At 40.2% G+C, this 21,744-nt stretch carries 21 protein-coding genes; 16 read left to right on the top strand and 5 right to left on the bottom strand.

The features are described 5' to 3' along the window. Window position 1 precedes the first annotated feature (1 nt). The 3 genes from JOC86_RS18780 to JOC86_RS18770 are packed head-to-tail and all read left to right on the top strand — an operon-like array spanning window position 2 to window position 2,275. Window positions 2-970, top strand: coding sequence for a PfkB family carbohydrate kinase (locus JOC86_RS18780; protein WP_205174711.1), 969 nt, complete (start codon window positions 2-4; stop codon window positions 968-970). Between the two features lie 3 nt (window positions 971-973). Further along, entirely contained in the window at window positions 974-1,639 is a 666-nt protein-coding gene (locus JOC86_RS18775) for a bifunctional 4-hydroxy-2-oxoglutarate aldolase/2-dehydro-3-deoxy-phosphogluconate aldolase (protein WP_205174484.1), read from the top strand. An 18-nt stretch (window positions 1,640-1,657) separates the two neighbouring features. Further along, complete coding sequence (locus JOC86_RS18770; RefSeq protein WP_205174483.1) at window positions 1,658-2,275, top strand: YesL family protein; 618 nt, start codon at window positions 1,658-1,660, stop codon at window positions 2,273-2,275. Between the two features lie 40 nt (window positions 2,276-2,315). Here the strand turns inward: JOC86_RS18770 and JOC86_RS25180 are convergent, their stop codons facing one another. Both JOC86_RS25180 and JOC86_RS18760 read right to left on the bottom strand, forming a co-directional pair. Continuing rightward, on the bottom strand, window positions 2,316-2,999 hold the full coding sequence (locus JOC86_RS25180; protein ID WP_205174482.1) for a response regulator: 684 nt from the start codon (window positions 2,997-2,999) through the stop codon (window positions 2,316-2,318). Between the two features lie 50 nt (window positions 3,000-3,049). Further along, a complete protein-coding gene (locus tag JOC86_RS18760; RefSeq protein WP_205174481.1) occupies window positions 3,050-4,528 on the bottom strand; it encodes a sensor histidine kinase in 1,479 nt (492 codons plus the stop codon). Window positions 4,529-4,815: 287 nt separating this feature from the next. On the opposite strand from JOC86_RS18760, the gene JOC86_RS18755 reads away from it, so the two are divergent. The 10 genes from JOC86_RS18755 (at window position 4,816) to JOC86_RS18710 (ending at window position 17,849) form a co-directional block, all read left to right on the top strand. Beyond that, a complete protein-coding gene (locus JOC86_RS18755) occupies window positions 4,816-5,715 on the top strand; it encodes a carbohydrate ABC transporter permease (RefSeq protein WP_205174480.1) in 900 nt (299 codons plus the stop codon). 72 nt (window positions 5,716-5,787) lie between these two features. Further along, window positions 5,788-6,666 (top strand): carbohydrate ABC transporter permease, encoded by an 879-nt coding sequence (locus tag JOC86_RS18750; RefSeq protein WP_205174479.1) that lies wholly within the window; start codon window positions 5,788-5,790, stop codon window positions 6,664-6,666. A gap of 51 nt (window positions 6,667-6,717) precedes the next feature. After that, a complete protein-coding gene (locus tag JOC86_RS18745; protein ID WP_205174478.1) occupies window positions 6,718-8,001 on the top strand; it encodes an Ig-like domain-containing protein in 1,284 nt (427 codons plus the stop codon). Then, window positions 7,961-10,462: a polysaccharide lyase 8 family protein gene (locus JOC86_RS24750; RefSeq protein ID WP_338021792.1), complete on the top strand. Its 2,502-nt coding sequence runs from the start codon at window positions 7,961-7,963 to the stop codon at window positions 10,460-10,462. Before JOC86_RS18745 ends, JOC86_RS24750 begins: the two co-directional genes overlap by 41 nt. A gap of 15 nt (window positions 10,463-10,477) precedes the next feature. Continuing rightward, entirely contained in the window at window positions 10,478-11,908 is a 1,431-nt protein-coding gene (locus JOC86_RS18735) for a sulfatase-like hydrolase/transferase (protein ID WP_205174476.1), read from the top strand. Next, on the top strand, window positions 11,905-13,104 hold the full coding sequence (locus tag JOC86_RS18730; RefSeq protein ID WP_205174475.1) for a glycoside hydrolase family 88 protein: 1,200 nt from the start codon (window positions 11,905-11,907) through the stop codon (window positions 13,102-13,104). Before JOC86_RS18735 ends, JOC86_RS18730 begins: the two co-directional genes overlap by 4 nt. A 237-nt stretch (window positions 13,105-13,341) precedes the next feature. Beyond that, entirely contained in the window at window positions 13,342-13,845 is a 504-nt protein-coding gene (locus JOC86_RS18725; protein ID WP_205174474.1) for a DinB family protein, read from the top strand. A 342-nt stretch (window positions 13,846-14,187) separates the two neighbouring features. Further along, window positions 14,188-15,447, top strand: a complete 1,260-nt coding sequence (locus JOC86_RS18720) for a dicarboxylate/amino acid:cation symporter (RefSeq protein ID WP_205174473.1) — start codon at window positions 14,188-14,190, stop codon at window positions 15,445-15,447. Between the two features lie 85 nt (window positions 15,448-15,532). After that, window positions 15,533-17,143, top strand: coding sequence for a DcuS/MalK family sensor histidine kinase (dcuS, locus tag JOC86_RS18715; protein ID WP_205174472.1), 1,611 nt, complete (start codon window positions 15,533-15,535; stop codon window positions 17,141-17,143). Then, a complete protein-coding gene (locus JOC86_RS18710; protein ID WP_205174471.1) occupies window positions 17,136-17,849 on the top strand; it encodes a response regulator in 714 nt (237 codons plus the stop codon). Before dcuS ends, JOC86_RS18710 begins: the two co-directional genes overlap by 8 nt. 57 nt (window positions 17,850-17,906) lie before the next feature. Here JOC86_RS18710 and JOC86_RS18705 read toward each other — a convergent pair whose 3' ends face one another. After that, window positions 17,907-18,668, bottom strand: a complete 762-nt coding sequence (locus tag JOC86_RS18705) for a TipAS antibiotic-recognition domain-containing protein (RefSeq protein WP_205174470.1) — start codon at window positions 18,666-18,668, stop codon at window positions 17,907-17,909. A gap of 453 nt (window positions 18,669-19,121) precedes the next feature. Beyond that, window positions 19,122-19,394 carry a hypothetical protein gene (locus JOC86_RS18700; RefSeq protein ID WP_205174469.1) on the bottom strand — a complete coding sequence of 91 codons (273 nt, stop codon included), beginning with the start codon at window positions 19,392-19,394 and terminating at the stop codon, window positions 19,122-19,124. 369 nt (window positions 19,395-19,763) lie between these two features. Between JOC86_RS18700 and JOC86_RS18695 the strand changes: the two genes are divergently transcribed. After that, window positions 19,764-19,910 (top strand): hypothetical protein, encoded by a 147-nt coding sequence (locus JOC86_RS18695; protein ID WP_205174468.1) that lies wholly within the window; start codon window positions 19,764-19,766, stop codon window positions 19,908-19,910. A gap of 20 nt (window positions 19,911-19,930) precedes the next feature. Here the strand turns inward: JOC86_RS18695 and JOC86_RS18690 are convergent, their stop codons facing one another. Continuing rightward, window positions 19,931-20,362 (bottom strand): DUF6463 family protein, encoded by a 432-nt coding sequence (locus JOC86_RS18690; RefSeq protein ID WP_205174467.1) that lies wholly within the window; start codon window positions 20,360-20,362, stop codon window positions 19,931-19,933. 257 nt (window positions 20,363-20,619) lie between these two features. Here JOC86_RS18690 and JOC86_RS18685 point away from each other — a divergent pair, with 257 nt between their 5' ends. Together JOC86_RS18685 and JOC86_RS18680 are read left to right on the top strand one after the other, a co-directional pair. Then, the gene (locus JOC86_RS18685; RefSeq protein WP_205174466.1) at window positions 20,620-21,135 is read left to right on the top strand and encodes a DUF6886 family protein; all 516 of its coding nucleotides are present in this window, start codon (window positions 20,620-20,622) and stop codon (window positions 21,133-21,135) included. A 54-nt stretch (window positions 21,136-21,189) separates the two neighbouring features. Beyond that, window positions 21,190-21,693, top strand: coding sequence for a hypothetical protein (locus JOC86_RS18680; protein ID WP_205174465.1), 504 nt, complete (start codon window positions 21,190-21,192; stop codon window positions 21,691-21,693). Window positions 21,694-21,744: the final 51 nt, after the last annotated feature.

The raw sequence follows: 21,744 nt of genomic DNA, 5'->3' as shown, positions 1-21,744 counted from the left end.
GATTTATATGCTTGATGTCGTAACATTTGGAGAATCGATGGTGCTGTTTTCTCCTGAGCGTCCTGGCCGTTTACGCCACGTCCATACTTACTCTAAACAACTTGGAGGGGCAGAGTCTAATGTGGCGATTGGTCTTTCCCGTCTCGGCGTAAGAGCTGGCTGGTTCAGCAAGCTGGGCAGAGACGAATTCGGCTATTATATCCAATCGGCTATTCAAGGGGAGGGTGTCGATACATCGAGGGTTTTATTTGATGAGCAAGCCCCAACTGGCCTGTATTTAAAAGAATATGTACGAGAAGGTATGGTCAACGTCATGTATTACCGACATATGTCAGCAGCCAGTCAAATGTCTCCATCTGATCTGGATGAATCCTATATTGCGTCAGCTAAAATTCTCCATATCACAGGCATTACTCCTGCCCTTAGCTCTTCCTGTGCAGAAACAGTAGAAGCTGCCATTGATATTGCGCGTCATCACGGGGTAAAAATTGTATTTGATCCTAATATACGCTTGAAATTATTCAGGTCGAAAGAGGAAGCGCGTGCTGTTTTAAGAGAAATAGCGGATAAAAGTGATATTGTGCTGGCAGGTAAGGGAGAAGGGGAAGTGTTAACAGGGGACACAGATGTACAAGAAATCGCTTCTGAATTTCATCGTACAGGAGTAAAAACGGTTGTCATTAAAATGGAAGATAAGGGAGCCTATTATTCGAGTGATGCTGAAAAAGGGATGGTGGAAGCTTTTTCAGTCAAGCAGGTCATTGATCCTGTCGGTGCAGGCGATGGGTTTGCGGCTGGATTCTTGGCGAGCTTATTGAGGGAAGAAGGATTAAAGCAAGCCGTGAAGGCAGGAAATGCTGTTGGAGCCATGATGGTCCAATCTTACGGAGATATGGAAGGGCTGCCGACATGGGACGAACTTGAAGAATTCTTAAATAAAGTTAATGATACAGAGCAGGTAAGGAGGTAAAAAATGAGTATTCAGCTTTTTAACCAGCCTGAGATTATTTCGATTATACGCGGATACCGTACTGAAACAGCTCTATCAGTTGTGGATGCTTTATATGAAGGTGGAATTCGCACATTTGAAATTACAATGGATTCCCCTGATGCTTCCCATATTATAAATCGTCTTTCAAGAAGTGATTATTTAGATTTGAGAGTAGGGGCAGGGACGGTGCTGTCGATCGAAGAAGCAGAAAAGGCGATCGATGCAGGAGCTGAGTTTATTTTTTCTCCTCATTTTGACGAAGGTCTTGTAAAAAGGGTAAAAGAATTGGGCTGCATTTCGATTCCCGGAACCTTAACCCCTTCAGAAATGGTGAAAGCCATACAAGCTGGAGCCGATTTTGTAAAGGTGTTTCCCGCGAATAGTGTTGGACCAGCGTACTTAAAAGCGATTCAAACACCCATCCCTCATTTAAAAATGATCCCAACAGGAGGAATTACAAAAGATAACATGGTGGAGTATCTTAAAAATGGAGCGGTGGCTGTTGGATTGGGAGGAAGCCTTGTTCGAGATGTTGATGTTCGATTACAGAGGTATGATTTAGTGAAGCAAAATGCTGAAGACGTGATGACCATTTTAAATGATTGGAAACGAGAAAACCTTCATGAAGAAAAGCTTACGAATAAATGAAAAAGCAGGTGAGGAATGATGGGCAGTACTTTTTCTGAGAAAATATATGAAGGTACCGGGTGGCTAGTAAAATTGGTATATGTCCAATTACTTTTTCTTCTTTTTTCCTTATTAGGATTCATTTTATTCGGCTTGTTTCCTGCATCTGCCGCTTTATTTGCGATAGTGAGACAATGGCTGCTTGGCCATCATGAAGTTCCATTATTTCGGGCTTTTTGGAGCTATTTTAAAGAATATTTTGTTCAAGCCAATGTTTTAGGCTGGTTCCTTTCGATTGCGTCCTTTGCGATTGCTTTTTACTTTTTCATGTTTCGTGAAATTGAAAGTGGCTGGGGGACAATGTTCGTTTATCTTTGGTTTCCGATTACGATTCTTCTTCTATTGTTATGGGCGTTTTGGCTTCCTGTCCTGGTTCATTATGAAATTAAAGGACTTCGCGTGTTAAAGCTTGCGGTATATACAGCTATCCTGCGACCGCTTCATACCGTTGGTTTTGTTGTCTTAATGATTGTTCTTTATTATTGGAGCCTGATTCTACCTGGATTCATTCCGATTTTAAATATTAGTTTACTAGTGTTCGGTTGGATGTGGATTGCCCGCCACTCCTTCCGTAAATTTGATGAAAAGGCTGCATGAGGAAAGCCTGATGGGAATGTATTTCTCATCAGGCTTTTTCTTAACTAATTTTATTGATCATTTCAAAGATTCCAAGCTCGTTGATCGTTTTAATAACCTCTTTCGTACTGCGTTTATCGAATTTCTTTAAGATGCTGCTAATCTGCTTCTTGATCGTTTCAAGCTCGACGACGCGTTCTTTGGCAATCTCCTTGCGTTTTTTCCCAGTACAGAGTGATCTTAAAATTTCAAATTCCGTTGGTGTTAAAGTCGTCATGATTTTAAAGATATGAGGAAATTGATATTCCGCTTTTTTAATTCTAGCAAATTCTTGGCGGATTTTTTCAGCAATGACCGGACGGATCGGTGAGCAATTATTAGCTGCTGCGTTGATGGCCTCGATAATTTCTTCTTTTGAGCTTGATTTGATGACATAATCGACAATGGCTGTTTGGAAAGCAGCAAAGACAATATTGCTGTCTTGATGGACGGTTAACATAATAATTTTTGTGTCAGGCACCTTCTCATGAATGGCAGCAGCGGCATTGATCCCTGCAAGCTGTTCTTCCATTTCAATATCCATTAAAATCACATCCGGCTTATGAGTGGAAGCTAGTTGGACAGCTTCTTTCCCACTATTGGCGGAAGAGACGAGGGTTAAGTTCCTCTCGCCTTTAATCATACGCTCTAGACGACGGCGATGGGCTTCCATATCATCAACAATGAGTATACTTATTGGTTCCACGTGAATTTCCTCCCCTTTTAATTTATCAATCTCGTATGTACAAATGGCTATTATTCTACAAAAATGAGAGGGAAATATAAATGAAACTGTGTTCCCTTTCCTTTCTCAGTCGTTACTTCAATTTTTCCATCATGGGCTTTGACAATTTTATAGCAAAAGGAAAGCCCGACTCCCCAATTGGTTAACGATGATTTAGTCGAATAAAATGGAGTGAACAGCTCATTCACGTTATCTGTTTCAATACCAGGTCCATTATCAAGAATTGAGATGACCCCCCAATCATCGTTAACGTGCTTGATGTCAATCGAAATCTCCCCTTGTTGGTCGGAGATGGCTTCCAATGCATTTTTGATCATGTTATAGATCACTTCATTTATATGTTCTTCGTCCAGATAAACCATTATTGTTTTTTTAGGACGTTGATAATGGAGTTCAATATTCGGTTTTAACGGGTGAAATCGTATTATTGCTTGTTCTACTGGTTGATGAAGTCCGGAAGGCTTCATATTAAGGGTGATTTGCTTCAGCATTTTCGCTGCATGATCAATGCTTTCAAATGACTGCTCGCAGGAGGATTCAATCAGCTTTAAACTATAGGCGGCTTCTTGATCTCCTTCGAATCTTTCCCGCAAAAACTCTGTCTCAGATTGAATGGCAAGCAAATGATTTTTAATCGCGTGTGTGAATGCGCGTATTCCTAACGAAGCTGTATCGATTTTACGATTGATTAAAGTGTTAACATCACGATGGTAGCTTTCTATGGAATTGTACTTATACACATTAAAAACCATAAACCCAAGAGCAAATAGAGCAATAAACGGGAATACCCGCAATTCTGCAAAATACAGATTGAGGTCAGGCTGTTGATAGTTGGGAAACTGCCGGCTAAAGGTAATCCGCACAAGGAGCTCGGGTGCCCATGAAAACATTAAATATTGAATCGTTCCAAGCGGCAGCAAGCTGAGCAGGGTAAAAAGGGTGTAATTCCTCATAAAACGAATATGACGATGCTTTATATAATGATGGACCATTAATAAAATCCCTATTAATAGACTCAGAACATTCACAAAGCGAAATAGTTTATCACCGATTTGTGTATACGATTGATAGCTCGAAAGTAGATCTGACTTCAACGTGTAATCCTGTAAATAAAGATTAAGGATGGGATCATAGAATAAAAATTGCAGCAGGGCCAACACGCTTAACAGGGTAACCGAAACGGTTATTTTTTTTGACTTCTTTCGGCTGTTGGTAAAGGAAAGGGTGAAGCAAAAAAAGGAAAAGTAGAATAAAATGACTCCCCCGTTTAACAGCCGGATGATCGTATTCGTGTCAAAGTTTTGCAGGACTAAGTAGTTCCAAGTACCAGGGCTGAAGTCAAAAAACTGATTGACGATATTGTAGTAGTAATTGAACTGGGTTAAGTACAGGATGAAAGCTACATAAGAACAAATAAACCCCAGATTAATGCCGTACATAAATCGCGAGGAAAGACTATCAATCTTCTTATAGGTAAAGAGTATGGTCAAAAAAAGAAATAAAACAGCAATAAAGATCAGGATGATCACCTCGATGTATCGTTCAGAAAAGTCAGAAAAATAGGGGTATAAAATATTCGTCTTATTTTGAAAATTGAAAACCCTTACACTTATTATACAGAAACTTTATTAAATTTGGAGGGGGAATGGCAGGGAAGTTTATTACTTTTTGAGACTATAAGTCTAGTAAAATCGAAGCTCAATGAAAGCAGCTCGTCTAATAATAGTAAAAAAAGAATTACAAATGATTACTTTCAGTGAAGAAAGGAGTAGAAGGAATGCCAAAAAAGTCGCGAATAAAATCAGCACACACAAAAAGAAATCGAATCGTTGCTTATGCTTTTTTACTCCCTAATATTTTGGGGTTCTCCGTATTTATATTTTTCCCAGTGATTGCTTCGTTCCTAATGAGCTTTACTTCATGGAATGGCTTTGGACAGATTGAGTTTATAGGGTTGAAGAACTACATTGATCTAATGAAGGATCCAAGCTTCCGGATCTCTTTCCTTAATAGTATTTTATTCACCTTAATATCGGTACCAATCACTTTATTTCTTTCGATTCTGTTAGCGGTTGCGCTAAATAGAGGGATAAGGTTTGTAAAGTTTTTCAGAACAGCCGTTTTCCTGCCTTATGTGACAGCGACTGTTGCAGTTGCTGCGGTGTGGCAGTTAATTTTTAATCCATCGATGGGGCCGATTAATAATGTCCTCCAAGCGATTGGAATCGACAATCCACCGCAATGGCTGTCTTCTCCCGAGTGGGCACTTGTTTCTGTATCAATTGTATATATTTGGCACTCTGTCGGCTACTATATGATTCTTTATTTAGCAGGATTACAAAGCATCCCTGATTATTTATATGAAGCGGCCGAACTCGATGGGGCAGGTCCTGTCGCTAAGTTTTTTAATGTGACATTGCCAATGCTTTCACCTGTGATTTTCTTTACCACGATTATTGGAATCATTAACTCGTTTAAAGTGTTTGACCTCATCTATGTGTTAACTGGCGGGGGACCAGGACGTTCCACCCACGTCCTTGTTTACGATATTTATAATGTGGCCTTTAAGCAGTTTGAATATGGTTATGCTTCCGCAATGGCTTATGTCCTGTTCTTGCTGATCATTATCATTGCTTATATCCAATTTAAAGGTCAGAAGAAATGGGTGAATTATTAAGCAGTCTGTCAGTCCATCCAAGCATCCCATATGAGGTGGGGTGGATGGCTGCAGTAGAAAGGAGAAAAGAAAATGGAGATCTCAACAGAAAAATCAGCCCCACATCTCTACGAACAGAAAAGAACGAAAACAAAATCGCACATAAAGAAAATCATCAAGTATCTTCTAATCATCTCGGTCTCATTAATGATGGTACTACCGTTTATTTGGATGCTGTCAGCGTCTTTAAAAGCAGAAGCTGAAATCTTTGGCTTCCCGATCAAATGGATTCCAGAAACCTTCCATTGGAGTAATTACAAAGAAGTATGGACAAGGCATCCCTTTCATCTCTATTACCTAAATACACTGAAAATAGCGGTGATCACCACTACCTTGCTCGTCATTACGAGTTCACTAGCAGGATATGCTTTTTCAAAAGTGAAATTCCCAGAACGGGATAAGCTCTTTTTTCTTTATGTCACAACGATGATGATTCCTTATCAGGTCATGATGATTCCACAGTTTATGATTTTAAAAGAATTGAATCTAGTTGATTCTCATTGGTCTCTGATCTTGCTGGGGGCATTTAACCCGTTCGGAGTGTTTTTATTCCGTCAGTTCTTTTTATCGATTCCAGATGAACTTATTGAAGCAGCTCGCATAGATGGGCTGAATGAATTCGGGATTTACTTGAAAATCATTTTGCCGCTATCAAAGCCGGCGATTGCAACCCTTGTGATTTTCTCATTTATGCATGCATGGAATGACTTCTTAGGACCGCTCATTTATTTAACCTCAGACCATTTATACACACTACAGCTTGGCATGCAGCATTTCGTCACAACATTTAATACCGAGTATTCCCTCTTAATGGCTGCAGCGGTATCCGCTATCGTACCGACTTTACTTGTTTACATCCTAGCGCAGGATCACTTTATTAAAGGGGTAGCGAATACAGGAATTAAGGGATAGGAGCAAGTTCCATCAAGGGGATTATAAAATATATCAAAAAGGAGTGGCGTTTTGAAGAAATTGGATCTTTGGAAAAAGGTTTGGATGGTAATGCTTACGGTAATGCTTCTATTTGGTTCGGTAGGAAGTATAGGAAAAGGGGCAGCAGAAGAACCGTTTGGACTGATGAATCCTGGGTTTGAAGAAATTCTTCCAGATGGAGGAGGGGGATGGACAAGTCCAAGTGCAGTTGGATGGAGTTTATGGACACCTGTAGGAAATCCTTCTGCAACGGTAAGTGATTCGGTCTATCGTACAGGCGGACACGCGCTGCAAATCTCTTCTCCTGAAAACGGAAGAGCAGCGGTTTCACAAGATATTGCGATTGAAGGAGGAAATCATTATAAACTGAGTGCTTGGCTGAAAACTGCTGATGTTACAAGCACTCAAGGAGCTAGACTAAGGGTGGTGTATTACAGCGGGGACCAGCAGATCAATTTAATCTACTCTGACAAGTTAAGAGGTACGAATGATTGGACGAGGATTGAAAAAGCCCTCGATCCTCCGAAAGAAATCGATCGCATAAGGGTACAGCTTTTCCTTGAGGAAGGGACAGGCACAGTCTGGTTTGATGATGTTTCACTAGTAAAAACGAATCCGATTGAAGCGATTGAAATAGAAGAAGAACAGATAACGGTCGAACAAGAAAAAAGTGCTCCGCTTACATGGAGCTTCACTCCTGAAGATGCCCTTGAAACAGGCATTCGATGGGAGTCGTCAGATCCATCTGTAGCCACGGTTCAAGATGGAATCGTAACAGGAGTTCGTGAGGGAAAAGCAACCATTACCGTTAAGACAAAAGAGGGGCTTTCTGATTATTGTGTGGTAACGGTCACCCAAAACCCAGAGCACCCTCCTGTTGCTATCGAATCGATCACTTTGTCGCCAGAGACAGCCACACTAGACGAACATCGTTACACATTGTTAAATGCAGACGTTCAGCCTAAGAATGCTGACACTGACTCCCTTCAATGGACATCTTCTAATGAACAAGTCGCTATTGTTGAAAAAGGCGGACTAATAAAAGCCCTTTCTCCAGGGAAAGCGACCATTACCGTTCAATCAAAGGATGGAAGTGTTCAAGCTCAAAGTACCGTAACCGTTAGAGAATATGAAAAAGATGAATATGATCAGCTAAGAGAAAGATGGGAAGAGCAATTGCTTGGAACCTCATCATTTGACGAAAACAACCCAAGAATGACTGAAATGATGAAGAAAAGAACGGAAAAAGCAGAAAGATTGTGGGTGACGATGTATAAAAACGAAGATCACGTTTTTATGGAGCGATTTAGCTAGTACTACAGATTCGGGTGTCATTACACAAAGTTACCGTAATCTTTATGCGATGGCGGAAGCATTTGTTTCAGAGCAGTCGTCTCTCTATCATAATCCAAAACTACTGAAAGACATCATTTCTGGTATGGAGTGGATGAATGAACATCGCTATAACGAGCAACTCAGTCAATACAGCAATTGGTGGCATTGGGAAATCGGCGGTCCCCAAGCGTTAAATAATCTCGTTGTTCTTTTATACAGCTATTTAGATGAGGAGAAGATTAATCGTTATATGGATGTCGTCGATCATTTTCAGCCCGCCCCGACTAAATCAGGAGCGACTACACCTGATAACTATAGAGAAGCCTTCGGGGCAAACCGAGTGGATGTGAGTAAAGTTGTTGCGGTAAGAGGGATTATTGTAAAGGATCCTAGTAAAATTGCTGCTTCCCGTGATGCCCTTAGTCAGGTATTTGAATATGTCACCGAAGGGAATGGATTCTATAAGGACGGGTCATTTGTTCAGCATGAAGACATTGCTTACACGGGATCTTACGGAATTGTATTAATTGAAGGATTAACCGAGCTGCTTGAGGTTTTCAGTGGGTCTACTTGGAAAGTGACCAATCCAAATGTGAACAATGTGTATGAATGGATTCAAGATAGCTTCGAGCCTCTTATGTATAAAGGAAGTTTAATGGATATGGTGAGGGGGCGGGCGATTTCCCGTGATTTCCTTCAGGATCATAATGCTGGACACTCGGTTATAAAAACCGTAGTACGAATGGGGCAGTTCGCACCAGAACCATATGGAGACCGGTTCCTCAGGATGGCAAAGCATTGGATTCAAGAAGACACTTTCTTAGATTATATCGAGAATGCAGAAAGCTTCCGTGATATTACATTGGCGAAAACATTGTTAAGTAACAATGATATCAAACCACGGGGAGAGCTATACTTGCATAAAACGTTTGCCTCGATGGATCGGGTCGTACACCGAAAACCCGGCTATGCATTTGGTCTCAGTATGTATTCCAACCGAATTCAAAACTATGAAGACATGAATAACGAAAATCGTAAAGGATGGTATACGGGAGAAGGAATGGCGTATTTATACAATGATGATCTTGGACAATTCAGTGATGGTTATTGGCCAACCGTCGACCCTTACCGGATGCCGGGAACGACCATTGATACGATGACGCGTACAGATGGAAGCGGGGAGCACCGTTCCACCCAATCATGGACTGGTGGTTCTACACTAAATGAACAATATGGAACAGCGGGAATGTCCTATGATGCATGGAACAGTTCCTTGCAGGCAAAAAAATCATGGTTCATGTTTGACAACGAAATTGTAGCCCTCGGTGCTGATATCACAAGTTCGGACGATCGTCCTATTGAAACCATTGTTGAAAACAGAAAAATTCGTCAGGACGGTTCGAATAAAGTCATCATTAATGGAGAATCCCCATTGAACGAATTAGGTTCGGAAAAGGAAATTAAAGAAGTAGAGTGGGCTTATCTAGAAGGGAATGGAGAAGGAGCGGATATAGGTTATTATTTCCCGGAAAAAGCCAATCTTTACGTTAAAAAAGAACAACGAGAAGGAAAATGGAGTGATATCAATTACGGCGGTCCAGAAGAAGTGATTAAGCGTTCCTATGCCACCATGTGGTTGGATCATGGAAAAAATCCGAACGCTGAAAGGTATGCTTACACATTATTACCGAATCAATCAGCAGATGAAATAGAGCAATATGCAGCAAATCCTGATGTTCAAATCCTACGAAATGATAAAGCCGTTCAAGCGGTTCACGAAACGACTCAAAACATCCTCGGTGCAAATTTCTGGGAAAGTACAAAACAACAAGCCGGACCGTTAACTGTGTACGACAAAGCATCTATTACCATGAAAGAAATTGAAAACGAGCTAGAAATTGCGGTCTCAGATCCGACTATGGAAAACGATGGAACCATTGAAGTTGAAATTGACCGAAAAGCCTTCGGAGTGATTAAAGCCGATGAAGGTGTAAAAGTCACAAAGTTAAAACCATTTATAAAACTAGAAATTGATGTAAAAGAAGCCAAAGGAAAGACGTTTACGACAAAGCTGCAGCTTAACCCGAAACAGTCGGATCAAAGCGATCATTTTCTAACAGATGCCAAAATTAATCAGGAACAGATGGAGGCTAATGGAACTGTCGATGCGGTAGTGAACATCTCCAGCCAAACGAATGATAGGGAAAAGGCAACGGTTACGACGGCTTTTTATAACTGGAAAGGAGAGCTGAAAAAAGCTGTCCATCATGAAGAAGATTTTGAACAAGGCCAATCAAAAGAGATCAAGCAGTCCCTTAACCTGCCGCAGAAAATTGACGGTGGAGAGGTAAGGATCTTTATGTGGAAAGGAAAAGACTTCGAAAACGGTGAATATCAACTGCTTTCCAATGTGGTCACATTCCCTGTCACGGATAGATAAGAGGAGAGGATAGTAGTGAATCAAAGACGACCGAATCTTATATATCTCTTTGCCGACCAATGGCGAAGACAAGCGGCTGGGTATGCAAAGGAGGACCCAGTCTACACACCGAATATCGATCAATTTGCATTAGAAAGCATGACCTTTCCTCAGGCTGTGACCTGCAATCCGTTATGCTCTCCACACCGGGCATCACTTTTAACAGGAAAATACCCAATGAGTACGGGGGTTTACACGAATTGTAAGGTCGGTGCTGATGTGATGCTGAAGCCAGAGGAAAGGTGTATCAGTGATGTATTAAAAGAATCGGGTTATGCAACAGGCTATATTGGAAAATGGCATTTGGATTTACCAGAGCTCCAATACCAATCCCAGCCAGAATCAGGTGCTTCTGGCTGGGATGCCTATACACCGCCAGGGCCAAAACGTCATGGCTTTGATGAATGGTACTCGTATGGTGCATGGGATGATCATCTGTCTCCCCATTATTGGCAAGACAGTCCAGAGAAAATAAAGCCGAATCAGTGGTCAGTGGAGCATGAGACTGATAAAGCGATAGAGTTTATTAATAGTAGAAACCCGGATGAGCCGTTTGCATTATTTGTTTCATGGAATCCTCCCCATAGCCCGTTTGATCAGGTGCCAAAGCAATACAAAGACGTCTATAAACAACAATCCCTGCCACTCCGAAAGAATGTAACTTCAGACTCCTTCAAGGTTCATACAGGCGAAGAGGTAGGCGGGGGATTAGAAGAGTTACAGGAGAATCAAAAAAATTATTTTGCCGCCATAACAGGAATTGATGAAAATTTTGGCCGTATCCTCGATGTGTTAAGGGAGCTTCAACTAGAAGAGGATACGATTATCGTCTTAACCTCCGATCACGGTGAAATGATGGGATCGCACGGACTGATGGCGAAGCATGTCTGGTATGAAGAATCAATAGGGATTCCGTTTTTAATCCGTTGGCCAGGAAAGATCCCGGCAATAGCGACCGATTCTCTCCTTAATACAGTTGACATTATGCCGACATTGCTTACATTACTAGGACTCCCTGTTCCTTCCCAAGTAGAAGGAACAGATTTATCTCCTATATTAAAAGGGGAAAAGAAGGAACTAGTAAATCAATCCTATCTTTGCGCTTATCCAGGACGGAAAGAGGCAATTGAACAGTTTCGGCAGTCGGGGATGGATAATCGTGCATATGGCTGGAGAGGCATTCGGACGAAAAACTATATGTATGTAGTCCATAAAGGCTACTCCCCAAGGAAGAAAACAGTTCGGATGCTTTATGATTTGGAAAAAGATCCATATCAACTAGAACCTGAAGTAATTGAAATACCGCATAGCCATGTTATCGCACAAAAGCTTGAAGAGAAGTTAGCCCTGTGGCTGAACAGAACTAATGATCCATTCAATATCAACAATGAGGTGAAAAATATATGAAAATTACTGAAAGCTCGATTCATTTTGAAGAAATTCAAAAACCTGAACGCTTCGCTCAAATGCCGCCTGTTGACAAACCATTTATTGAAAAAGCCATCGAGCATGTGTTGAAAAAAATTGATCAAAGCATAGGCGAATTTACCGATTTTTTTCCCGATTCAAGCAGCATTAATCAAGTGTATCAGCCGATTGAAAATATCGAATGGACAACAAGCTTCTGGACGGGAATGCTGTGGCTAGCTTATGAGTGGACAGGAGATAAGAAATATCGTGAAATAGCAGAAAAGCATGTGGAAAGCTTCAAAGAACGAATTGACAAGCAAATTGAAGTCAATCACCATGATCTTGGTTTCCTATACTCGTTGTCATGCGTAAGTGCTTATAAACTTAGCGGAAATGAAATCGCTAAAGAGGCAGCATTGAAGGCGGCGGATTTATTAATTACCCGTTACTATGACAAAGCAGGAATCATTCAAGCATGGGGAGATTTAAACGATCCCGCTCAGCGCGGCCGGATGATCATTGATTGCAATATGAATCTTCCGTTATTATATTGGGCATCAGAAGTGACAGGGAAAAGCGTGTACAGGGAGATTGCTTCAAGTCATATTCAACAAGCAGCCAAATATATTGTACGAGAAGATGCTTCCACCTTCCATACCTTCTTTATGGATCCGGAATCAGGAGCACCATTAAAAGGAAATACCCACCAAGGATTTTCAGATGATTCATGCTGGGCCAGAGGGCAAGCATGGGGAATCTATGGTTTTCCATTAAGCTATCGATATATCAAAGACACTGATCTAATCAGCCTTACGAAAAAGCTGACACATTATTACTTAAACAGGCTTCCTGAAGATCACATCTGTTATTGGGACTTAACTTTCACAGAAGGAGAGGAAGAACGCGATAGTTCAGCGGCAGCGATTACTGTTTGCGGACTACTAGAAATGCTCAAATATCTACCTCTTACCGACCCGCAAAGAGGCACTTACGAAAATGCGGCAATGGCTATGATTCAATCACTCTATGAACACTACACAACTGAGATCGACAGCGAAGCGAATGGGATTCTTCTCCATGCTGTTTATTATAAAGGCGGCGGCCGTGGTGTAGATGAAAGCTGTATCTGGGGGGATTACTACTATTTTGAAGCGCTTATACGAATGGCGAAGGATTGGGAGTGTTACTGGTAAGATGATGTTGAAAGTAAGCTGTAGGTAGGTTTCTACAATTTAATATTAGTAGTAAGAATAGAGAGTGTTAAATCGCCATGATTTAACACTTTTCTTATTTAAATAGAATTTTCGATTCTGGAAAAACCATAAGTTTAAACACAAGTCAATCAACCTTATAAACGCTCTTATGAATAAGAAGGGAAATATCCATTATTTGGCGAACCATTATTTATTATAAAATTAGGAGGATTACTTATGTTTCAAAGCCTAAACCACTTTTTGAAATCCTGGGAGTACGAATCTGGAACCACACAGAACCTGCTGAATAATCTAACGGATGAATCACTTAAACAAGAAATTACTTCACAGAACTGGAATTTAGGACGTATTGCTTGGCATACAGTTGCGTCCATTCACATCATTACTTCCAATACAAACTTGAGATTTGAAGGCCAAGCAGAGGATTGGCCCGTTCCTAATTCAGCTAAAATTATAGCCGATCGTTATAGCCAAGGAAGTGAAGCATTTGTACAAGCTTTAGAAACCCAATGGAGCGACCAAACGTTAGGAAAACAGATCAACTTTTTGGGTAGACAAATGACAAATGGTTCTCTATTGATGTTCTTGCTTCAGCATCAAAGTCACCATCGGGGGCAGATGACGGTCCTTATGCGACAAGCGGGATTATCGGTTCCAGGTATATATGGTCCTTCAAAAGAGGAATGGGCTAAATTTGGTATGGAACCACCAAAAATGTAATCCAGGTCGGATGAAGGAATCAAAGATATTTTTCTATTAAAAGTAAAGGAGCTGTCCCATCTGGTGTCAGGAACCACAATAGGGTTTCTTTTATTATGGTTCCTGACATCTGGTTTTGAGACAATCCCTTTGTTTTTTGTCAAAATAAAAATAATCGCTAGCCATTTCTATCTCCCGTTCCAATTTAGTAGAATAACCTTTCACTCCCATTCACTTTTTTTAATTACAAAAAGGTTTACTTAGTTTCATAATCTTTTTTAGTTGTCCGAAAATTCATATAATGTTCACAAATGTTTCCGCTTTCATTAAATGAACTTAAAAACGGACAGGAGAGTGATGAGAATGAAGTTTAATTTTAAGAGCTTGACCTTTCAAGTGATTACGGGGATTATTCTCGGGATTATTTGTGGGGCTGTGTTTCCGACATTCGGTGCTGAGTTAAAGGTATTAGCGGATATTTTTATCAAGCTAGTGAAAATGATCATTGCTCCTATCGTATTCCTTACAATTGTCGTGGGGATTGCAGGGATGGGAGATCTTAAGAAAGTCGGGCGTATCGGTGGAAAAGCACTGCTTTATTTTGAAATCGTTTCCACGGTTGCGCTATTGATTGGGATTGCCGTAGCGAATTTTATTAAACCTGGAGAAGGGTTTGATACAAGCAATGCTTCAGCAGATGCTGTTTCGAAATATACAAAGGCAGCAGAAGAAACAAGCCATGGGTTTATGGACTTTGTGATGTCGATTGTCCCTGAATCCTTTGTAGGAGCTTTTGCCAATGGTGAGCTCTTACCTGTTTTGTTTATTGCCATCCTATTTGGGATTTCTCTTGCTGCAATGGGGAAGAATGGCAAGCCAGTTGTAGAGTTTTTTGAAAAATTAACAGATGTGATGTTTGGAATCGTTAATATCATTATGAAGATTTCTCCAATTGCGGCATTCGGTGCAATGGCTTATACGATTGGAAATTTCGGAATCAGTTCTCTACTATATCTTGGTAAGCTAATGGGGTCCGTTTATATCACGATGTTCTTATTTGTTGTCATAATCCTAGGGGCGATTTGTAAGTTTTATGGATTCAGCATTATTAAATTCATTAAATACATTAAAGAAGAAATTATTCTTGTTGTTGGTACGTCTTCATCTGAATCCGCTTTGCCTCCTATGATGAGAAAGCTTGAGAACTATGGGTGTTCGAAATCGGTTGTCGGTCTTGTCCTTCCAACGGGCTACTCCTTTAACCTTGATGGAACATCTATCTACTTGTCAATGGCCGCGCTATTTATCGCACAGGCATTTGGCGTTGATCTCTCATTAGGTGAACAATTGCTTCTGCTTGGGGTCTTGATGCTGACTTCGAAGGGAGCTGCTGGTGTAACAGGTTCAGGGTTTGTCACGCTGGCTGCCACTTTGGCTGTATTCCCAACGATTCCAGTTGCAGGTCTTGCTTTAATATTAGGGGTTGACCGCTTTATGTCTGAAGCCCGTGCCATCACGAACTTAATCGGGAATGGCGTCGCAACAGTAGTCGTTTCGAAGATGGAAGGAGAGTTTACACCTAAGATTGTGAAAGACAGTTCCAAGGAGGAAATGTCTGCATAACCCTAGTTTGCAACGGCTGTCCTATTTATGGGCAGCCTTCTTTCGTTTATAATAAAAATATTTCATTATGGGCTGGAGTGAATCTATGCTTAGACAAAGATGGAAGCTTCATACGATGATTACTTTCCTAGTTTGCCTGGTTGTCCTAGTTTCTTTGCTTGTTACGGATTTGTTAATTAGTACAACGATTAATGACCAGCTAGAAGAAAGTCTTGAAGAAAAAGCAAAAGTAATATCTAAAACCGTCGCAAAGTCACGAATCGTAAAAAATGGATTACAGAATGAAGAGCATGCTAGGGAGATCCAGGAATATTCCACTGACATACGTAAAGCTACTAATGTCCTTTTTATTGTCGTGTTTGATATGAACGGGATTCGGAAGTCGCATCCGAACCCTGAACGAATTGGAGAAAAATTTGTTGGTGGAGATGAAAAGTCTGTATTAGAAGGGAAAGAATATATCTCTGTCTCAGAAGGTACATTAGGGAAATCATTACGAGCGTTTGCCCCCGTTTATGATGAAAACCATAAGCAAATCGGTGCCGTAGCTGTTGGGATCTCTCTGGAAAAGGTGGATGAAGCCATTGATCTAGGGCATGAAAATATCATTATCGGCTCGATCATTGGAATATTGGTTGGAATTGTTGGTGCCTATATTGTAGCAAGATACATTAAAAAGATTTTGTTTGGACTTGAACCGTTAGCTATCGCTAAAATTCTGGAGGAACGGAACACCATGCTGCAATCTGTTCATGAAGGAGTGATTGCGGTTGATCAAGATTCCACGATTACTCTTGTGAATAAATCCGCGATCCGTATGTTTAAAAGGGCAGGGCTATCAGGAAACCCGATTGGAATGCGTGTCGAGGATTATATCCCGACCTTCGAAATCGAATCTGTCCTACGAACAGGAAAACCTGAATTAGATAAAGAACAAAGCATTAATGGGATCTCGATTCTTGTCAATCGAGTGCCGCTTATTGTGAATAAACAAGTCGTTGGGGCAATCTCAACCTTTCGGGACAAGACTGAGATGAATCAATTGGCTGAACAGTTAACAGGAGTAAGAACATACGCTGAGGCACTACGGGCACAGTCACACGAGTTTATGAATAAACTACACGTCATTCTCGGAATGGTCCGTATGGGATATAAGGATGAATTAACGGATTTTATTCATACCCTTGTCGACCACCGAAATCATGAAGTCGGTCATGTGACTAAGAATATTAAGGACCCGGCACTCGCTGGTTTTATTATGGGAAAGCTAAGCTATGGTAGGGAAGAAAACGTCGATTTATCAATTGTAACGAAATCGGTTATCCCTGAACCAAAACATTCGGAAACCACCCATGAAGTCATTACGGTTTTAGGAAACCTAATGGACAATGCCATCGAAGCTGTGGCTCAAAGTAATAGGAAAGCTATCGAGGTAACCCTCACCTATTCGCAACAACACTTATTTATCAATGTTTCAGATTCAGGTCCAGGACTTTCTAAAGAAATGGTTGACCATGTATTTGAAAAAGGATTTTCTACGAAAGGTCCAAATAGAGGCTACGGACTCTATCTTGTTAGAAAGAGTATCGAAAAACTTGGTGGAGAAATAACCATTCAATTAAAACCAAGTAATGGAATTAGCATAAATGTAGGAGTACCCTTTGAAACCCAGACAGGAGGTGAAGGGGATGATTAGAGTTCTCATTGTAGAAGATGATCCGATGGTGGCAGAATTTAATAAGCGCTATCTTGAAGAAATCGAACATTTTACCCTTATCGGTGTTGCTCACTCTGTTCATGATGCCTTGGAATACATCGGAAAAGAAGAGGTTGACCTTATATTATTAGATGTTTACATGCCAGGTAAAAATGGTTTAGAACTGCTAACGTATATTCGGGAGCAAGATAAAAATATTGACGTAATTCTCATAACGGCAGCATCTGACGCAGGGAAAATTCAGACCGCCTTAAGATATGGAGTAGTCGATTACTTGATTAAGCCTTTTGAATTCGAAAGGTTTCATCACGCCTTAAGCTCTTATCGGGAAAAACATCTTTTTTTAACTCAACAACGTCATGTCCAACAAAAAGATCTGGATCAGCTGATATTGAGAAAAAAACAAAACACACCACCTATGTCAGGAAAGCCATTGCCAAAGGGATTAACGAGAAGTACCTTGAATATTGTTGTAAACGCCATTAATGAGAAGGGGAAAGCCTCTTTTTCCACAGACAATATCGCGGAAAAGACCTCAATCTCAAGGGTTTCTATCGGTAAATATTTAAAATTTCTAAAGGATATTGAGGTTTTAGAGGAAACGACCACCTATGGGCTTGGACGACCGGTTTCTCTTTACGTTTATAAAGAAACTCGTTCTTCCATTCTTAAAAGTTATTTATGATGAAAAGGGGCTTTAGAAATTCAGTTACTCTGACTTTCCAAAGCCCTTTGTATTTTCTTACTTTTTCCCTAAATAGATTAAAATGGCGTCCCGTAAAAATTCCGTACCGCCCTTAACGTCTCTGTCATAGTAGCTTGTAAAGCGCTCGTCGGCAACGTACATTTCTGCCAATCCAGCATGTGCTTCCTTTGAATAGCTTGGCCATGAGTACATGAGCCACTGCTTATGCTTCTCGGCAGCTTCTTGTGCCAGTGGTGAGGCAGGGTCTCCGGTTGCGTATGCTTGTTCCAGTAACGAAAGGACTTCTTTTTCTAATGAGCTCATGGCAGCGAAGTCTTCCTCCGACATTCCTCTTAGCTTGGCATTGGATGCGTCTACTGTTTCATCCCCATATTTTTCACGGATTTCTTCCCCATACTTGTTTTCGTTTTCCTGTATCAGCTTTTCTTTAAAGCCTGCAAATTTATCCTTGTCCTGCATGTGTATTTCTCCTTCCTTATTCGCAATCGTCTTTTCGACCGTTGCCATTAGTTTGTCAAGGCGGGCGCGTTTCTGCTTCAATTTTATATAATGCTGTTTCAATGCTTCTGTTTGATCAAAAGTGGGTTGGTTGACAATGTGTAAAATCGTTTCTAAGCTTACATCCAATTCACGGTAGAATAAGATTTGCTGAAGCAGGTCAACTTCCTGCTGTCCATAGATGCGATAGCCGGATGAATTTATTCTTGCTGGCTTGAGGAGTCCGATTTCATCATAGTAGCGAAGTGTTCGTGCACTAACACCCGCGAGCTGTGCCAATTTGTTTACGGTATATTCCACGTTTTTCCCTCCTGACAATTTGATTCTAAACCTTTACGCTACGGGAAGGTCAAGACCATTTTTTTCTTTTATGGTGTTTTATTATTTCACTTCAATTTGGGTAATGGAACCATTGTATAACGTATTCCATTTAAGTGGTCTCGTCGATCAATTTACAAACTTATGGGACCGACTAGGGAAAGACATTATAATAATTCATTAAAAGCTTTTATTGACAAAGGCTCTTTGAGAGATTAATACTAGTGAAAGAACAAGTCCCCGTTTTATGTAACGGGTTCTGTTTTGAAGTACAAACTTTCAATTACTAATAGAAATAGCAGTGTATTTCGTAACACAAATCCCAATAAATTCTCACAAAAAATGGTCAGTGGCTAAAGCCTCTGACCATTCATTTTATAAAAAGGTTCGTATTCAATTTAAGCTTCATTTAACGGAATATACATGACACATTTATCATTTGTATCTATTATATATTCCGACTCCAAGGTAATAAAGGAGACCAATCCCCATTATAATTACGCCATAGACTATCCATCCTGTACCATTCCATCCTCTAATAAAGACAATACCCCTAACGAAGGATATATAACCGATCATTGAGATAGATAAGGGAATAATTAACCCTCTTTTACTTTTTGTTATCAAAAAATGAATAAAAAGTAAAATCAACATGGCACTTAACGTTGCTACAGAAATTACTGCATCCCCGTAATACTCCCACCACATAAAACTCCCCCTTAGTTTTGTTCATTAATCCTGCACTTTAATTGAAGAGCGTTTTCCTGCATTTTACGATATTAATTCCAGTTCAGAGGTTTTTATCACCTATCATATGCCAAGAATTTTGAAGTACAGAAAGTCCTGTAGCCAGCTAAATAAGGTGAGTTTTGGTATACCAATTAATTAGTTTAAGTTGAAAAACTCCCGTTAAATTAAGAAAAAAAGGTATCGAAATCAATGCGATTTGGCACTCTTTTTAATGTGTTAAACCGTTATGTGTTAGGAGAGATTTTTTTATTGTCCAGGAAATGATAAATTTTTCTACTCTTGGATAACGGTTCGATAAAATGTTCCAATAAATAGAGGAGTATCGGTATGAGTCGACAAGGGAGCGGAATCATTAAATGTATTTTAAAAGATCATTTTGATGGATTTTGGAAGTTGAATGAGGCGAGATTTTCTGAATCCTACCAACACGATTTAAAAGAAACGATTATCTTTTATCTAGGACTTCTAAAATAGGAATTTCTCGATCAACGTTTTCATTTTGCAACTCTTGGGGGCTTATGCTTTGTTCGGATTTGATAAATAATCAGTAACAGCGCAGCTACCACTAGAAACCAAAACCCTGAAATAGGCATAAGTATGGATGATACTACACCATATAATAAAATTCCCCAAACTAAAAAGGCTGGAATGGCATATCCTTGTCGGATGCTCCATAAAAGATAGCCACCCAATAAAGCAGATGGAAAACACAAGCTTCCAATCGAAGTCCAAAAATCCCGTTGAAACACAATGTCTCGAGATTCCCAAGGTGGGGCAACTGAATTCCAAAATCCGGAAAGTATAATTTGTTCCCACATTTCTGGTGTTGCAATGAGCACGTAAATAGGATGGAAAAGTCCCATAAAGATCAGCAGCCCTCCAGCAAGTTTCGGAAGCCATAAAAGAGAAGAGTTTCTTTTATTCATCACCATACCTCCCACTGCAATTGGAAAATTTTCTCTCTTTATGATAGTAATGCGATATCTGTCTTAATGTCAATTGAAAAAGGTCGCTATATTATTTGGTTAAAAAAAGATACTACCAAAATTTTATAGGGTCTAAGAAGGATTATTATAATAAGTAAAGAATTTAATAGATTGGCATAATTCGTGAGAAAAGAAGGTTATAAAGCAATTATTCCAAATCCGTTTTTTGTCTATATAAGATCTGGAGGTATCATATAATGCTTTATCATTTCAGTGAAGATCCTAGTATCAAAGAATTTATCCCATTAAAGAGTCAAAATAAAGAGATGCCACCTACTGTTTGGGCGATTGATGAAGAGCATGCCGTTCATTATTTTTTCCCGAGAGATTGTCCACGTGTGATCTACTCGAAATCAGCTAATATGAGTGAAGAGGATGAGAAATTATTTTTCTCCCATACACTTGCCAATAAGATTATCGCGGTTGAAAATGCATGGATGGAAAAGATCAAAAACACCACTCTTTACAAATACACCTTTCATGATGAAGGGTTTCAGGTGTTTGATCAAACCGCAGGGTATTATATTACTCATTCGCCCGTCCAACCAATTTCCTTAGAACCGATGGGGGATTTGCTCGGAAAAATCGCTGAAAAGGGTGTTGAACTTAGAGTAACTCCTAATCTTTACCCTCTACGTGACGCCATTATCTCCTCTACCATAGATGATTTCTCGATTATTCGGTTTAGGAATGCTGAGCAGCCAAAAACCTGAGGAGTAAATAGGAGTACTTGTATTTTAGTAATATAGAAAGGAAGAATGATTATTATGAAGGTTTTTATAAAGACTGGATTTATCCTTATCCTCTGCGTCTGTCTTGTGGCTTGTGGTTTGGGCAATGAAGAGAACAAAACGCAAGGGGCCAAAGAAAATGAAAGTGAAGGGAAAAGTGATAGTGAAAGTGAAGTGCCTACTTTTACCCCACTAGAAACAGATGTGATTCAAAAGGGGGAAGATGTTCAAAATCTTGAGTCCATGGACCAATTTGTGGAGGATTCGAAAGCGGAAAAGGAAAGCGAAATTCGCTATGTAGTCTTCGAACCGAACAGCGATGTTCCAATGGCGGTTTATACATTGAAATCCCGAATAGATAAGGAAGCTGGCGAAAGCTGGGTGGAGATTTCGCGAGATTGGAATTATGATCAAGAGGGGCAGGACCTGATTGAGCCGCAGCAGTGCAGCGGGGTGTCTAAAGATATGGAACGTGGTGCCTATTATCTGAATGAATGCTTTCATAAGTGGGAAGTTATGTTGATGCCGATTGGTGGATAAAAGGTTCGACACTTGTTCGCTGTCAGATAACGAAGAGCATTGATCATATCC

Source organism: Rossellomorea pakistanensis, assembly GCF_016908495.1.
Classification (GTDB): domain Bacteria; phylum Bacillota; class Bacilli; order Bacillales; family Bacillaceae_B; genus Rossellomorea; species Rossellomorea pakistanensis.
The sequence above is the reverse complement of the archived record's forward strand: the minus strand, read 5'-3'. Positions and strand labels throughout refer to the sequence as shown.